The 15,580-nt window shown below is 41.4% G+C and carries 12 protein-coding genes; all 12 read left to right on the forward strand.

From position 1 onward, the window contains the following. The first annotated feature begins 15 nt into the window (after positions 1-15). The 12 genes from SCALIN_RS19275 to SCALIN_RS19330 all read left to right on the forward strand — a co-directional run bounded on the left by SCALIN_RS19275 (position 16) and on the right by SCALIN_RS19330 (position 15,572). A complete protein-coding gene (locus tag SCALIN_RS19275) occupies positions 16-1,089 on the forward strand; it encodes an LptF/LptG family permease (RefSeq protein WP_096896075.1) in 1,074 nt (357 codons plus the stop codon). 430 nt (positions 1,090-1,519) lie between these two features. Next, complete coding sequence (locus tag SCALIN_RS19280; RefSeq protein WP_096896076.1) at positions 1,520-2,257, forward strand: DUF2760 domain-containing protein; 738 nt, start codon at positions 1,520-1,522, stop codon at positions 2,255-2,257. Between the two features lie 10 nt (positions 2,258-2,267). Beyond that, positions 2,268-4,109 (forward strand): Hsp70 family protein, encoded by a 1,842-nt coding sequence (locus tag SCALIN_RS19285; RefSeq protein ID WP_096896077.1) that lies wholly within the window; start codon positions 2,268-2,270, stop codon positions 4,107-4,109. A gap of 5 nt (positions 4,110-4,114) precedes the next feature. Next, entirely contained in the window at positions 4,115-7,015 is a 2,901-nt protein-coding gene (locus tag SCALIN_RS19290; RefSeq protein ID WP_096896078.1) for an Hsp70 family protein, read from the forward strand. Positions 7,016-7,250: 235 nt separating this feature from the next. Continuing rightward, positions 7,251-7,523: a transposase gene (locus SCALIN_RS24180; RefSeq protein WP_420885449.1), complete on the forward strand. Its 273-nt coding sequence runs from the start codon at positions 7,251-7,253 to the stop codon at positions 7,521-7,523. Positions 7,524-8,080: 557 nt separating this feature from the next. After that, positions 8,081-8,707: a prepilin-type N-terminal cleavage/methylation domain-containing protein gene (locus SCALIN_RS19300; protein WP_096896080.1), complete on the forward strand. Its 627-nt coding sequence runs from the start codon at positions 8,081-8,083 to the stop codon at positions 8,705-8,707. Positions 8,708-8,754: 47 nt separating this feature from the next. After that, complete coding sequence (locus SCALIN_RS19305; protein ID WP_096896081.1) at positions 8,755-10,428, forward strand: GspE/PulE family protein; 1,674 nt, start codon at positions 8,755-8,757, stop codon at positions 10,426-10,428. Between the two features lie 102 nt (positions 10,429-10,530). Next, positions 10,531-11,745, forward strand: coding sequence for a type II secretion system F family protein (locus SCALIN_RS19310; protein ID WP_096896082.1), 1,215 nt, complete (start codon positions 10,531-10,533; stop codon positions 11,743-11,745). Between the two features lie 3 nt (positions 11,746-11,748). Next, on the forward strand, positions 11,749-12,972 hold the full coding sequence (locus tag SCALIN_RS19315; protein ID WP_096896083.1) for a prepilin-type N-terminal cleavage/methylation domain-containing protein: 1,224 nt from the start codon (positions 11,749-11,751) through the stop codon (positions 12,970-12,972). Between the two features lie 39 nt (positions 12,973-13,011). After that, positions 13,012-14,400 (forward strand): hypothetical protein, encoded by a 1,389-nt coding sequence (locus SCALIN_RS19320; protein ID WP_096896084.1) that lies wholly within the window; start codon positions 13,012-13,014, stop codon positions 14,398-14,400. After that, on the forward strand, positions 14,397-15,032 hold the full coding sequence (locus SCALIN_RS19325) for a hypothetical protein (protein ID WP_096896085.1): 636 nt from the start codon (positions 14,397-14,399) through the stop codon (positions 15,030-15,032). Before SCALIN_RS19320 ends, SCALIN_RS19325 begins: the two co-directional genes overlap by 4 nt. 48 nt (positions 15,033-15,080) lie before the next feature. Then, complete coding sequence (locus SCALIN_RS19330; RefSeq protein ID WP_096896086.1) at positions 15,081-15,572, forward strand: hypothetical protein; 492 nt, start codon at positions 15,081-15,083, stop codon at positions 15,570-15,572. Positions 15,573-15,580: the final 8 nt, after the last annotated feature.

Consider the following 15,580-nt stretch of genomic DNA (forward strand, 5'->3'; position numbering starts at 1 on the left):
TTTTATAGGAGTAAGATGCTTTTCAAGATTGATAAATACATTATTAAAGCATTCGTTCCCTCTTTTATCATATGCATGTTTGCTATTTGTGGTATTTATATTGTTGTTGACGCAATTCAAAAGATTGACGATTTTATAGAAATGGGCGCTAAGGCATTTACTATGGCTTCGCATTACTACGGGCTCATGGTGCCGGTGTTTATCGCGCAGCTTTTTCCGGCGATAACTCTCATTGCCGTGAGCCTTGTACTGGTAAGATTTGTAAAAAATAATGAGATATTAGCTATGCAGGTTGCCGGGATTAACCTGTATAGAATTATGCTTCCTGTATTTGTTGTATCAATATTCCTGTCCTTTCTGGCAGTCATAAATCAGGAACTGCTTATTCCAAAGCTTGCAGAGGAACTTGAAAAAGTAGAGCAGACAACATTTGAAGAGAAGGAAAAGAATAATATTCTCATTGAAGATGAAGAAAGTCATATGCTCTTCAGAATTTGGACACTTAATACGGCAGAAGAGACTTTAAAATCCTTATATGTAATCGGGAAATATGATAATGGCAGAAAAAAGTTTACCATCAGCGCTGAACAAGGTAAATGGACTGATGATAAGAACTGGTTGTTATTTAATGTTGTTAAGCACAATTATGATGAAAGCGGTAATTGGGTTGCGCCGGCATTGCAAATGGATAATTATAGACTGGAAACGGCAATGTCACCCACGCGACTGAGCAAGGTAGATATTAATGCGGCATTGAAAAGTTTTAAAGAATTAAAAGAATTACGAAGTAAGGAGCCTGAAAACCCCAGGTTCAGTGTCATGTTTCACTCAAGGGTGGCCTATCCTCTTACTAATTTTATTCTACTCTTTCTGGGTATCCCTGTAGTTATTGGTTTTGAAAGAATGAGTAAAAATATATTTTTGAGGGTTGGAATAAGCATCCTTATCTGTTGCGCGTTTTTTGTATTATCATATATCTGTGCCAATCTGGGTAACATGGGGATTCTGCAACCAATTCTGGCGGCCTGGCTGCCTGTAATTATTTTTGGTTGCCTTGGGTTAATACTTTTTGATGGCATGCGTATTTAAAGATGCTGAGTTCATGCACGTCTGTAGGACAGCCCCTAAGGAATGAGGTGCGACCTTCCATTGTATCTACAATTTGTGGTGCATTTGATGGATGGTCTCAGTTTTTGTGTTAACTATTAATTACAAAAGATATCGCATCAATAATGATCAAAAATCAGTCGGCTTAGGTTTAATGTATAAGGAATTCAATATCGACGTCACACTGCGACTCCGTTGAGTGTGACATCAACTTGAACGCCCACCCGTGCCGGACCGGACGGCGGAGTTAAAGGATAGTTGTTTGTCGCAATAGCAACATGACCTGGATGGGATAAGGGTCATTGCGGTCTTTATCTGTTTTCATGTTAAGTTGCCGATTATTGTCAATGAATGAAGTTATATTATTATCAAAAAAAAATTAATATTTAGATTTAGAAGGAGTATATCCGAGATGAATAAATCTTTAACAATTCGATCGCTGATTATTATTTTCCCCTGTAACGCTTTTTTGATCGCCTTTTATTTTCTGCTATTTAGTAGTTTTGCTAAGGAAACCCAGCAATGGGTCGTTCCTTCTAACTTGTATCAGAGCTTAATACATTTTCTGCGTAATTCCGAAACAGGATATATTCCTGTCCTGTTAGGCACCGGAGCGGGATTGACTATTCTTTCATGGTATTTGGTAAGCCTTTTTGGAAGTCGACTTGTGCAAAGAGATCAAAGAATTGGTCTGGCGGAAGCAATGCCGAAAGTTTCAAAGAAGGAGAAGAAGGGTTCTTTGTCTGATAACCTGTCTGCCAAAAACTTACAGAACGCGAGCCTGCAGACATTGGTTGTATTACAAAGAAAGGGAAGACTGATTGATTTTCTACAAGAAAATTTAAGCGAATATGATGACACCCAGATAGGGGCGGCAGTGAGGAGTATTCATTCGGGATGTAAGGAGACTTTATCGAAATATATTGATATAAAACCAATATTCAAAGATGAAGAGGGTAATGAAGTGACTGTAGACCGGGGTTTTGATTCAAGAGCAATACAGTTAACCGGAAACGTAAAGGGTAACCCTCCTTTTAAGGGGATTCTAAGACACCGTGGCTGGCGTGCAGTGAAGGTGCAGATACCACAACTTACATCTCAAGAAGAAGGAAACAACGTACTTGCGCCTGCTGAAATAGAGATTCTATAAATTATTAAGGATGAGTTCATTGAAAGATACTAAATATATTATAGGTATAGATTTGGGCACGACTCACTGTGTTCTCTCCTATACAGAGGTACAGACGAATGAAGATGGTGAAGTGCCGCGTATTAATATTTTTGAAATATTACAAACAATTGCACAGGGAGAGATCAAGGCACAACCTCTCCTGCCGTCCTTCTTGTTCCTGCCAGGTGAACACGATGTACCGGAGGGAAGCCTGGCTGTTCCATGGGACCCTGATATAGATTTTACTGTTGGTGACTTCGCGCGTCAACGGGGTGCCGAGATTCCAAATCGACTGGTCTCTTCAAGTAAATCATGGCTTTGCCATAGCAGTATAGATCGGACCAAACCAATTCTTCCATGGGAGAGTCCTTCAGAAACACGCCGCGTTTCTCCGGTAGAGGCATCGGGTCGTTTACTGAAGCATTTGCGAGAAGCATGGAACCATGAGATGGCGTCAGGAAATCCCGAGGCAAAGCTGGAAGACCAGGAAATATACCTCACTGTTCCGGCTTCATTTGACGCTGTTGCACGGGAATTGACTGTTAAGGCGGCGGAGTCTGCCGGGCTGTCAAATATGACGTTACTGGAAGAACCGCAGGCCGCCTTCTATGCCTGGATTGAATCACAGAGAAACTGGCGCAAAATTGTTAAAGCGGGAGAATCTATTCTGGTATGTGACATCGGAGGAGGGACTACTGATTTAAGCCTGATTCAGGTTGCCGATGAAGATGGCAGTTTAGCACTCAAGCGTGTAGCAGTAGGTAAGCATATCCTGCTCGGTGGTGATAATATGGATTTAACCCTGGCGTATGCAATCCAGGCAAAATTAGCACAAAAGGGTACAAAATTGGACGCCTGGCAGTTTCGTGGGCTTGTACACAGTTGCAGGGCCGCGAAAGAGCAGCTACTGAATAATCCGGACAGAAAAGAAGAATCCATCTCAATATTAGGCCGAGGGTCCTCACTGATAAAAAGTACAATTCGTACTGAACTGACACGGGCTGAGATAGAAACTGTTCTTTTAGACGGATTCATACCTATGTGCAGCAGTACTGATTATCCTCAGGAAAAGAGCAAGGTGGGTATAAGGGAGATGGGACTGCCTTATGAATCTGATCCTGCTATCAGCAGGCATCTGGCATCATTCCTCGCGCAGCAGGTCGGTGGTGCTGACAAAGACTCTGAAGTACCTTACCCTTCATCCGTTCTCTTTAATGGCGGTGTAATGAAATCAGATTTAATGAAACAGCGAATACTGGATGTTCTGAATAGGTGGAGTGGGGTAGAAAATGAGATGCGAGAACTGCCTTCATCAGATTTGGACCTGTCAGTTGCCCGTGGCGCTGCCTACTATGGACATGCCATACGCGGAAGGGGGTTTCGGATCAGGGGGGGTACCGCACACTCGTATTACATAGGTATCGAAAGCTCAATGCCTTCCGTTCCCGGCATTCCTACCCCGATGAAGGCCCTTTGTGTGGTTCCCTTCGGGCAGGAGGAGGGGACTGAATTAGATATACGTCAACGTGAATTTGGTCTTGTCGTCGGTGAACCCGTAGTTTTTCACCTTTTTGCTTCAAACCTCAGAAAGAAAGAAGAGGCCGGAGAAGTGATAGAGGATTGGAGTGGTGAGATAGAAGAGATCAGCACAATGGATACAGAACTTACTTCAACCGGAGGGGATGAGGGAGGAAAAGTAATTCCTGTATGGTTACAGATAAAGCTGACTGAGATAGGCACTCTCGAATTGTGGTGCGTCTCCAGTGAAGACGAAGATAGACGTTGGAAGCTCGAATTTAACCTTCGTGAAAGTGATGAAAAGAGGGAATAGGGGTAATGGAAAGTGATGTATCAGATGAATTAATAGAGGTAGTAGAAGATGAACCAACTGAAATCGAAGAGACTAAATACAAATATATAGTAGGCATAGATCTTGGTACAACTAATTCCGCAGTGTCGTATGTCGATCTGACAATAAAAGATTCTGAAAAAAATAAGATCCGGTTTCTTGATATACCACAATTAGTAGCGCCGGGTGAAATAGGTCAACGTTCCGTTTTGCCATCCTTTCTTTATCTTCCCGGCCCCTACGATATGCCGGAAGGAAGTACTTCTCTCCCCTGGGATACTGAGAGAAAATATGCTGTAGGGGAGATTGCGCGAGAACAGGGGGCTGTTGTGCCGGGACGTCTTGTTTCATCCGCAAAGTCCTGGTTATGCCACGGAAGGGTAGACCGTACAGCTAAAATCCTGCCCTGGGGTGAGGGGACAGATGTTGAGAAAGTTTCTCCGGTGGAGGCAAGCTCCAGATACATCCAGCATATACGGGAAGTATGGGATGAGACAATGGCACGTGGGCGAGAAGGGCATGGTTTGGAAGAGCAGATGGTCTACCTCACCGTACCCGCATCTTTTGATGAGGTAGCGCGTGAACTCACCGTCAAAGCCTCTGGCCAGGCGGGACTGAAGTATATTAAGCTGATGGAGGAACCTCTTGCCGCATTTTACGCCTGGCTGTATCAACATGAGAAGGACTGGCAGAATATAATGAAACCAGGGCAGTTGATAATAGTCTGTGATGTGGGCGGCGGTACGACAGATTTTACTATTATAGCAGTTGTAGAGGGTGAAAACGGTTTGTGTTTCAACAGGCTCTCTGTCGGCGAACATCTAATGCTCGGTGGTGACAATATGGATATGACTATCGCCCGCAATGTTGAAGCACAGCTTTGCGGACGTCCGGGTCAGCTTGATTCCAATCGATGGCATGAGTTGACACACCAGTGTAGAAAGGTAAAAGAGGGTCTCCTGTCGGAAAAGCATGATAAGCAGGAGATGGATATCGCGATTATGGGTACCGGCGGCAAACTTATTGCCAGCACGCTGAAAACTCCTATCAGTACATCACAGGTGGAAGAGCTGATCATTGAAGGTTTTTTCCCTTTTGTATCGTTTGAGGAGAAGCAGGAATCAGGTAGCCGGAAGGGACTTATGGAGTGGGGACTTCCTTATGTGCAGGAGCCTGCAATAACAAAACATCTGGCTGCTTTCTGGCAACGTAGTGTCCCGATACTTGAAGAGGAAACAGGCCGTACAAATCCTTTTCCTGACTTTCTCCTTTTTAATGGCGGCTCTTTAACACCTGCCATTATACGCAACCGTATTCGAGATGCAGTTCAAAAGTGGTTTCATGATGTAGCTGGTAAAGAGTGGTCTCCAAGGGAACTTCACAATCCTAAACCGGAATTGGCGGTTGCCGTTGGAGCAGCTAATTATGGTATTGCCAGGACATTTGATGGCATTAAGGTCGGAGCTGGTAGTCCCCGTACTTATTATGTTGAAGTATCACACTCGCAAGGTGAGGAAAAGGGGGATAAATCCAGAAAAGCCGTTTGCCTGGTACCCCGAAGTTCAGAAGAGGGTTTTGACTCACAACTCCGGAAACCTGAGTTCGAAGTACTTACCAATAAACCGGTGGCATTTACCGTTTTCAGCTCCAACACCCGCATAGGTGATAAAATGGGAGACATTGTCATGTTGTCAGAAGAAGAAATAACCCTGCTTCCTCCCATAAATACGGTCCTGAAATATGGTAAGAAAAAGGAAGTCATACCTCTGCCCATACATCTTGAGGTTCGTCTTACAGAAATTGGCACGTTAGAACTCTGGTGCAACTCACAGAAAACCACACATCGATGGCAATTGCAATTTGACGTGCGTTTGGGAGGAACTCCACCCGCACAATCTTCTTTATCTACGGAGACACTAGATAGTGAAACTATTGAACTGGCAATAAAAGAGATTCAAAAAGTCTTCGAAAAAGAGAGAAGTGGAAATCCCGAATCCCTTTTAAAAAACATGACTTCAATCATGGAGCTTGATAAAACCAAATGGTCTATGCCGGTGATTAGAAAAATGGCAGATACATTATTTAAATTCAAGCAGGGCCGTTCCTTTTCTCCTCAACACGAAGCACGCTGGTTAAACCTGCTGGGTTTCTGTCTCAGGCCGGGTTTTGGAGACCCATTAGACGATTGGCGCACTAAAGGGATATGGAAGATATTTCTTGAAGGTTTGAGTTTCAGTGATAAACATCAGTGTCGTACAGAGTGGCGTATCTTATGGAGGCGTGTGGCCGGGGGGTTGAAAGCCGGTCAACAGTTGGAAGTCTATGAGCAGTTGTTTCCTTCTCTTCCGTTGGGCGAAACGAAAAGCAAAAAGAAGAAATATCACAAAACTCCCAAGGGGAAGATGTTAAGTCATGAAGGGCAGGAAATATGGATGGCGTTAGCCAACCTTGAGCGTCTTCCAGTTGATATTAAAGAGACATTAGGTCGTCAACTCCTGGAAAGGTTTAGCGGAGAGAAACTTAATCCAAAAGAGCTCTGGGCGCTCAGTCGACTTGGCGCTCGTATACCATTCCATGGGCCGCTTGACAAAGTTGTTTCAGCACAAGAGGTATCTACATGGCTCAATAAACTTTTATCAAGTAACCCGGAGGCATCCAATGCTCTGGCCCACGCCCTGGTGCAACTGGGCAGAAGTACGGGTGATCGGGGGAGAGACCTGCCTGATAACGATAAAGGCAATATAATAAAATGGCTTGATAACGTACCAAATGGAGACCAATACAAAGAACTGATAAACAACCCTGAAAGTGCGTTAGGAAAAAGCGAGCAGGAGTGGATTTTCGGAGAGGCCTTACCACCCGGTCTCGTAATCTCCTCAGAAGAGTAAACCGTTTTGTTGTTTTACTCTTTTTTCTTGTCAAGTATTTAATGGCAGTTTGTGCTATTGTGTCTGGTATGGCAAGGCAACGGCGAATTGAATTTGAAGGAGCTTACTTTCATGTTTTATCACGAGGAAATGAACGAAGCGATAGTTTCAGTGATAACTATGACCGTATTTTGCCCTGGAAACCTTAGAAAAGATGTCGGACAGGTTTGAGATTGAAGTTTACACATATGTCCTCATGGATAATCATTACCTCTTGTTGCGGGAAACGAATAATCCAAATATTTCAAAAGGCATGCAATGGTTTGGAACTACCTATACACGTCAATTCAATATTAAACACAAGCGAAATTATCATCTTTTTCAAGGGCGCTTCAAAAGCTTTCTCATAGAAAATGATGAATACCTTATGCTCCTCTCCTGCTATATCCATAGAGCAGTTATCCTATTTATGCCGATGATAAGAAATTACCGAAGTGATTGCATGCAAAGTCTATTCTTACTCTTTTAGATACAAAAAACAAGAACCTTGCATATAGGAAAAAGGTACAAATTTATTCAAAAGAATAGACAAAAATATGGGAAGATTTCCGATATGGGTTTTTTTAGGTTCTTAGAAGTTTGTAGATCGTACAAAGTCTAAATTTATCAATCTATCTTTTATGGAGTACCGGTTGGTATAATAACCGGGAAATTGGTAAATCGTTTGGTCTTGGTTATGCCTCCATAAGTCGGCGAGTAACCATTGTGAAATCAATCATTTCCAAAGATGATAAAATCAATAAGAGAATATCAAAGACTAAATCACAGATCAAGGTTTGTCCCCCACATGCTTCCACATTCCGCTCATATGACTGTTGAAAATTTCAACACATATATAAGACGTATTAATAAAACATCTGCCTTGTATAGTAGTGTAATATGTTGTAAACAAGGGGGATAGGAACGGTTCATAGCTAAATTTTGCAATGAATTATGTTGGCATAATGTTTGCTATGTTTTAAGCTTAGTATTTCAAAATGTTAACCTATTTTATATGAAATGAATCTATAGGGGGGGTATACGAAAGTGAAAACAAAAAGTATTATTAATAGCAGATCAGGTTTTACGCTTATCGAAATGATTGGTGTGATTGCAATAATTGCTATACTTGCTGCGTTTATAACACCGAAGGTTTTTGAGGTAATTAACGATTCAAAGGTAACAAGGTTTGCCGGGGAAGTCAATGGTTATAAGAGCGCTGTTACTAATTGGTATAAGGACATAGGAACAATTGCAGCTCTCACTGCTGGGGGAGCGGAAGATACTACTGAAAACAATTTTCATGATGAACTCATAAGCAACAATGGTACGACTACTACTTCTGGTTTATGGGCGAATTGGAATGGCCCATATATCGATAGTGTCGCCAATATTTCTCTAGGAACAGGATTGGATATTCAGACACAGCCAGGCGCTTCGGGCACATCCACACCAGTAGCAACTGATGGTACCTCGTTTGATTTGGATGATGATGGAGCAAACGATATGGAGAATCGACAGGTGGTTGCGATTGAACTTGCTGGAGTGTCAGCTACTGATTGCGTTAAATTGGATGGAATTATAGATAAAGGTCTTACTGCATCGGCTAAAGCAACATCCGGTAAAGTAAAGTACAGTGGTACTACTATGTATATTTATCTTACTTCTCTTTGATTTGTAACATTGCGTAAATTGTCTACATTAATCATTAAGAAAAACCAATGTCAGAAGGCACAATAGAACAAAAAAAACCATTAGGGCAGCGGCTTCTGGAAAACGGGTATATTTCAGAATTACAGCTAAATCTCGCATTAAACGAGAGTAAAAGTAGAGGAATATACCTTGGACAGGCGCTTGAAAACCTGGGTGTCTTATCACAGGAGATTATAACTAATTTCCTGGCAGATGAGTCAGGCTCTGAAGTTATTGATCTAAATAACTATCCAGTAAATCCTGAAGTCATAAGCCTCATTCCATATGAACTGTCAAAACGTTATCAGGTACTACCATTAGAGAAAAATGGAAATGTTATCAAGGCGGCCATGGCTGATACTCTTAACATAAATGCTATAGAAGCCCTGGAATTGGAAACAGGTTTAAGTATTGATGTGGTTACAGCGCCAAAGGATATAATAGCTGAAGCGATAGAGCAATACTATGGTCAGCAAGAGTCTTTCAGTCAGCTCGTAAAAGATATACTCTCTAAGGATGTTGAAGAACTCGATGAAAGCTCTGGCAATATGTTTCCGGTAATCCGTCTTGTTAATCTAGTGATTTCAAATGCCATAAGGACACGTTCAACAGACATCCATTTTGAGCCTGATGAAAAAATAGTCCGAATTCGTCTGAGGATTGATGGTGTTTTGCACCAGGAGGTGCTTTTGCCAAAAAAGTTACAATCTGCAGTTACCGCACGGCTTAAGGTTATGGGTAACTTGAACATTACGGAAACAAGAGTTCCCATGGACGGACGTATTGCCTTCAAGTCAGGTTCAAGAAGTATAGACTTGAGAATGTCTACATTACCTACATCCAACGGAGAAACCGTTGTGTTGAGGGTACTTGACAAAGATAGAATTTCCCTCAATCTTGGTTCTCTGGGATTCTCTCTTGAAGATGAAGAGAGCTTGAATAATATTCTAAAGGCTCCCCATGGCCTGATACTGGTAACAGGACCAACTGGCAGCGGCAAGACAAGCACTCTTTACACATCACTTGGTATTGCCAGTAGCCTTGAGAGAAATATTCTCACGCTTGAGGATCCTATTGAATACGAATTACCAGTAATCAGGCAGACCTCTGTCAACCCGGATGTTGGTATGGATTTTCCCACAGGGCTTCGTGCCATGCTGAGGCAGGACCCGGATGTTATAATGGTAGGTGAAATACGTGATTCCGAGACTGCCGATCTTGCCATTCGGGCTTCTCTAACCGGTCACCTTGTACTGTCCACACTGCATACAAACAGCGCTGCAGCTGCAATTCCAAGGTTGGTGGATATAGGGGTCAAACCTTACCTTGTTTCAGCTTCATTATGTGCCGTAATAGCCCAGAGACTTGTACGACGAATCTGTGAACATTGCAAAACTAAAATAAAAGACATGGAGCCTATGCTGGATACGATAAACATAAAAATGACTGCTGGAACTGAATATCAGTTTTATAAGGGCATTGGATGCAAAGCTTGTGGTAATACCGGGTACCATGGCAGGATTGGCATATATGAAATAATGATTATCGATCATGATTATCATGATCTTATTAATAATGCTGATATTCATGGAATTGAAAAAATCGCTATAAAGAAGGGGATGAAGAAGATGATAGAAGACGGTATTCAAAAGGCATTAAAAGGCTTTACTTCTCTGGATGAAGTTTTAAAAGCAGTTCAGTAATATTTGTTAATAATTGAGGGATTTAAGGATTGAGGGATTGAGAAGAGATGGAGGATCAAAAAATTTTTTCCTCAATCCTTAAATCCCTCAATTATAACCATTATGCCTGATTACAATTACCGTGGAGTTAATCGTACCGGCAAGAGAATAAAGGGTATTATGTCTGCCCCTGATGTGATAGCCCTGGAATCAGAGCTTGCTAAATCAGGGAGTGTGCTTATAGAAGCGAAAGTAAATGCCGAAGTAGAATCGGGTGATTGTAATATTTCTTTTTTCAGCCGTGGTCCAAAAGATAGAGAAATAATAGATTTTTTCATTACATTGAAAAGTATGTTGAAGGCGGGTGTTACCTTACTTGATGCACTCAAGGGAGTGAAAGAAGAGGTCGTGTCACCTGTTTTCAATAATGTTGTCGGTGATATGATTACCACAATTGAGGAAGGTGGTCAATTTACTGACGCATTAGCTAAGCATCCAAAAGTTTTCTCTCGTCATATTCTAGGGGTCATAAGGGCAGGCGAAACCGGAGGAAAACTGGAGGAGATTTTCGAAGAGTTAGTCAAATATCTGGAATGGCAGGTATCTCTGAAGGCTAACATAAAACAGGCAACTATATATCCGGTTACTGTTTTAATCGCACTGACAATCCTAATACTTATTCTTTTTACGTTTGTAGTCCCTAAGTTTTCAGAGTTGCTGACAAGTCTCAATATACCTTTGCCATTACCTACCAGAATGGTTATGGCAATTAGTGCTTTTTTTGTTTCTTCATGGTGGGCCTTATTGTGTGTTGTGGTTATAATGGGAGTGTCTGTCAGATATATGAGGCGTTATTGTGATTGGTTCGCGTATGCTTTTGATACATTTAAATTAAAACTCATGATTTTTGGAGAACTGAACAGAATGCTTACCGTATCCAAATTTGCGTATAATTTCTCGACTCTGTTTGAGGCCGGTGTCCCTGTCATCCAGAGCCTTGATCTATGTAGACAGCTTGTAGGGAACAAGGTCATGGAAAATGCCCTGGAAGAGGCGAAGGATGGCATTGAAGCAGGAATGCAATTAAATGAATGTTTAAGAAAACACGAAATAATTCCTAAAAAAACGTTATTAATGATAACGGTAGGTGAGACATCCGGAGACCTTGGCGGAGCACTTGGTAATGTTGCAGCCTATTATACCGAAGAAGTTCCAAGGAGGATTAAAAAAGTATTCAGTATTATGGAACCATTAGTAATGCTTACACTTATCTGTGTTGTTGGCTTTACAGCAGCTGCGGTATTTCTTCCTATACTTAGCATGTTTGGAGCAATGTAGTAAATGAATAAAAACAATTTACAGTGTCGTGAACAGGCATTTACTCTAATAGAAATGATTGGAGTTTTGGCAATTATAGCAATATTAGCTGCCGTAATCGCTCCAAATGTTATCAAGCAGATGCAGTCTGTCAGTCAGGATGTTGAAGAGAAGACCCTGGATCTCCTGGCGGATGGGTTGATTAATTATGTTTTGGAGAATAGGATTATACCACAGTCCGGCGAAGGTACAGGCGCCTGGTCTAGCAATATTGCCACTCAGATGGATTTGCCCACAAATAAGATCTATCAAAATGACCTAGGCAATAGTCGGCGTTATTGGTTCGATCCTGCCACGGACCTGAACGGCCTTTCGGACAACAGCGCTTCGTATAATCAGAACACGGTTTCAGCCACCAATATTTCCGGTAATGCCACAACTATGTCAGTGTCAGCACCGACTAGTCCCAGGGCAATGATTATTTCTGACTTATCGGTTGGAGCAACGAACAATATACTTGTTGCCAGTGTCGGGCATACTGCCTCAAACTTTGCGGCAGTCTGGGACCAGACTGGTACTTTGACGGAGAGCAGCACACTGAAAATTAAAAGGATTAATTTTTCCCAGATGTTCGAAACAGTATCACTGGAGTCCAGCAATGGAAGTTACTTTGCAAGGAAATCATATTCAAGCCCAAGTTCATCGTCACCAATAGTTGACTTTCCTGTGCTGAGCATTGAGAAAAATTCACATATTTTTGCTGTCCATTATAGTACGGGTGGCTTCGAACCAACTAACGCTTCGGGTGGTTCAGCAACATTAGATATAGGTTACACATCCGGGGGGGACGAGTTTATTTCTGCGGCAAGTGTGATATCTGGCGCAACTTCTGGACCAAACTCTGTTGTCTATACATCAACGAGTGATATAAGTATTGGCACAGAGTTGACTATTTCTGGTTCAGGTGTTTCTAATGCCAATTCAGGTTATGTTGATGTAATGATTGAATATAACGGTGAGCCTCAGTATAGGCTTGAAGGTCAGGTGGCTCCTACCACTATAAGTATCAGCTCAGCGGGTACGCCTGAAATTATAAGCTTCAATGTTATCAATGGAACAAGTCTTTTTCTTTATGATCAATCGTGGACTGCAGGAAGCCCTACCGGTGATTTGCTGCATTCCATTGTCATCAAGGAATCAGAGAATTTTGCTTACATACCGGGGCCCCCAACGTTATGGGGCCGGTAGGGGCTTGGTTTATTAATTTTTTAAAAAATTTTGCTAAAAATGAAGAAAAATATATTAAGCATAACTATCTTTCAAGGTTGGATAAGGGTACTCAAAATAGACAAATCTGGTAAAGAGAATACCTGGTCTACCCAAAATAAGGTTTGTAATATTGATGAAATAAGAGATACATTAAAAGAGGCAGTAAATTCTACTGGTTCCAAAGGATGCTTCGCGAACATTATTCTGGATCATGACCAATTAAGACATAAAGCCATCGATATACCTCCAATGAATTCCAAGGACACTCATGATTATATAGCACGGAAAGTGGATCAGATTAAAGAGTTTGATGGAGAAGCCGCTTTCAGTTATAAAAAAACATCCAGAAAAAACAAAGAGCATGTTTCAATAAATTTTATTCCTTTGTCCTTCATTGATGACCTCAAAAAAGCGTGTGCTGATGCTGGTGTGTTTCTTATGCTGGTAATACCATTCTTAAGGGTGAGGGAGCAGCAATTCCGTGAATTGTCAATCGGTAAAGACGAAGTGGCAGCCATTGTAGTGAGCATGTATGATAAAGTGTCTCTTCTTATAGGTAAAAACGACGGGGCGATATTTTCAGATAGACACCTGAAAGTTAATTTATATAACCCTGATGATGTGGAAAGAGTATCGAAAGAAGTACAACGCTCTATACTTTACAATAAGCAACAGTTTGGCGAAAGAGTTGTACAGGTTGTGTTATCGGAACATTTTGAAAAAAATGTGTATCAGTGCTTTACCAAGAACCTGGATATTCCAATTGGGTGGTTACCACCAAAGCCCAGCCGCTTTTACTGGAACCACGAACTTCTAAATATTTCCTTTAACGATGAAGGTAACCTGCTCATCAGAAAGTATCGAGATGAGATAGTAATAAAAAGGTTTACAAAGGCCGCCTTAGTCCTTGCTGTTATTTTATGGTCCATATCTTTTTTTACATTAGTGACCATTGAATACCTGCTGTATAAAGAGAGGAAATTACTCGCAGATATCATGCCTCAAGCAATTGAGTTGAGAAATACCAGAGATAAATTGTTAGATCGTAAGGCAAAAATTAATAGATTTCGTCATGTGGTTAAAAAACTGGAGGAAGAACGTACTCCTCCGGTGCCTGGATGGTTTCTGGGTTATCTCTGTAATGAAGTGCCAGATGAGCTGATCCTTACAAGCACCCAGATCTTGCGTAAGGATTCTGTTTGGGAAGTAGTAATTGATGGCTTTTCAAATGAAGGGAATAGGGTAATGATGAATAACCTTAAAGAGTTTTGTGATAATCTCCAGAATGGCCCATTTAAAATGAGTGATAATAAAAATTGGTATAAAGAGTGGCTTAAACTGCTTAAAATAGGTTCTGTCAGTGATAGTGGAGTAAGCAGATTTTCTATTGACGGGGTTATTAGATGAAGATTAAAGTTGGTTATTTCTGGTCGTTGTGGCAGAGAAACCCATGGTACAGGGTGTACTTCTTCCTGTTTTTTTTAATGCCTGTACCGATATTGATTCTTTTTGTTTCGCTGTATCATAGGCTGCCGCGTATAACTGAGGCTACTGATGAAATTATTCAATCAGTACAGCTCAGATATGAGGTAGAAAGAGAAAAGGTTGACACTTCAGATAAAGAGATGAAGATTGCAATGAATAATTGGAAGAACACCAGAAAGAGAATTCCTGATAGTTATGACGCTGTATCAGACTTGATAATTGATTTAAACAGATTTGCATCTTCCAGAGGTTTTGACATGAGCTATACTATGGGTGAATTGGTACCAGATGTTAGCGGGGAGATTGCCCTTTCTCTCTTGCCAATAAATCTGAAACTGAAAGTCAAGGGGATTAATACAAACCAACACGCGCCTGTTTCTGTTGGATTAGTCCAGTTTGTTGAGTTGCTCCATGGTATAGTTGAGAGCTATTTTGGAGTAGACTTGTCAAAAGTAGTTGTCAAAGGAATGGGAGAAGGCATTAGAACAATGGATGTGAGCATTAATTTATGGGTTGGTTTTGGGAACGAATTGCAAGGTATTAACGAGGTGTAAGTACACTACTGGTCCAAGAGAAAGCAGGTTGTTATTGGGGGCATCGTAATGAAGCTTTTAAAGAATAAATTTTTTGTAGTCATTCTGGTTATTTCGGCAGTTGGAATAGTTGCTAATAATATATTATTGCCGCTTTTCCCTTCTGCTCGCTATTCATCACAAACAGAGAGCGGTGAAGAGGCGGAAAAGCTGAAGGAACAAATATTTCACCAGATTGAATTCATAGAAAAGAAACCTGATCCGGTTGCAGACTTTAACAATATAGACTGGGCACATGGCTACTTAAGGGACCCGTTTGTGAAGAAGACTATGATGGACGTGGAGACAGTGAGTGATACACCGGTTGCGTTGGTTGTACAAAATTCACAGATACAGGATATTCTGTTTGCCGTAGTACATGACTCCGGTAAGGCACTTGCGGTAATAAATGACGTTATAGTAGGTGAAGGGGATTATTATGATGACTATAAGGTTGTCAAAATAGGTTTGGACTCGGTTAAGCTGGAAGGGCCGGATGGGAATAAAATGCTGGAGTTTTGATTTTAAAG

Origin of the sequence: Candidatus Scalindua japonica (assembly GCF_002443295.1) — a bacterium.
Lineage (GTDB): Bacteria > Planctomycetota > Brocadiia > Brocadiales > Scalinduaceae > Scalindua > Scalindua japonica.

Coding starts and splice junctions, on each gene's coding strand:
- SCALIN_RS19275 (WP_096896075.1), top strand. CDS start 16: ATGCTTTTCAAGATTGATAAATACATTATTAAAGCATTCGTTCCCTCT.
- SCALIN_RS19280 (WP_096896076.1), top strand. CDS start 1,520: ATGAATAAATCTTTAACAATTCGATCGCTGATTATTATTTTCCCCTGT.
- SCALIN_RS19285 (WP_096896077.1), top strand. CDS start 2,268: ATGAGTTCATTGAAAGATACTAAATATATTATAGGTATAGATTTGGGC.
- SCALIN_RS19290 (WP_096896078.1), top strand. CDS start 4,115: ATGGAAAGTGATGTATCAGATGAATTAATAGAGGTAGTAGAAGATGAA.
- SCALIN_RS24180 (WP_420885449.1), top strand. CDS start 7,251: ATGGATAATCATTACCTCTTGTTGCGGGAAACGAATAATCCAAATATT.
- SCALIN_RS19305 (WP_096896081.1), top strand. CDS start 8,755: ATGTCAGAAGGCACAATAGAACAAAAAAAACCATTAGGGCAGCGGCTT.
- SCALIN_RS19310 (WP_096896082.1), top strand. CDS start 10,531: ATGCCTGATTACAATTACCGTGGAGTTAATCGTACCGGCAAGAGAATA.
- SCALIN_RS19315 (WP_096896083.1), top strand. CDS start 11,749: ATGAATAAAAACAATTTACAGTGTCGTGAACAGGCATTTACTCTAATA.
- SCALIN_RS19320 (WP_096896084.1), top strand. CDS start 13,012: ATGAAGAAAAATATATTAAGCATAACTATCTTTCAAGGTTGGATAAGG.
- SCALIN_RS19325 (WP_096896085.1), top strand. CDS start 14,397: ATGAAGATTAAAGTTGGTTATTTCTGGTCGTTGTGGCAGAGAAACCCA.
- SCALIN_RS19330 (WP_096896086.1), top strand. CDS start 15,081: ATGAAGCTTTTAAAGAATAAATTTTTTGTAGTCATTCTGGTTATTTCG.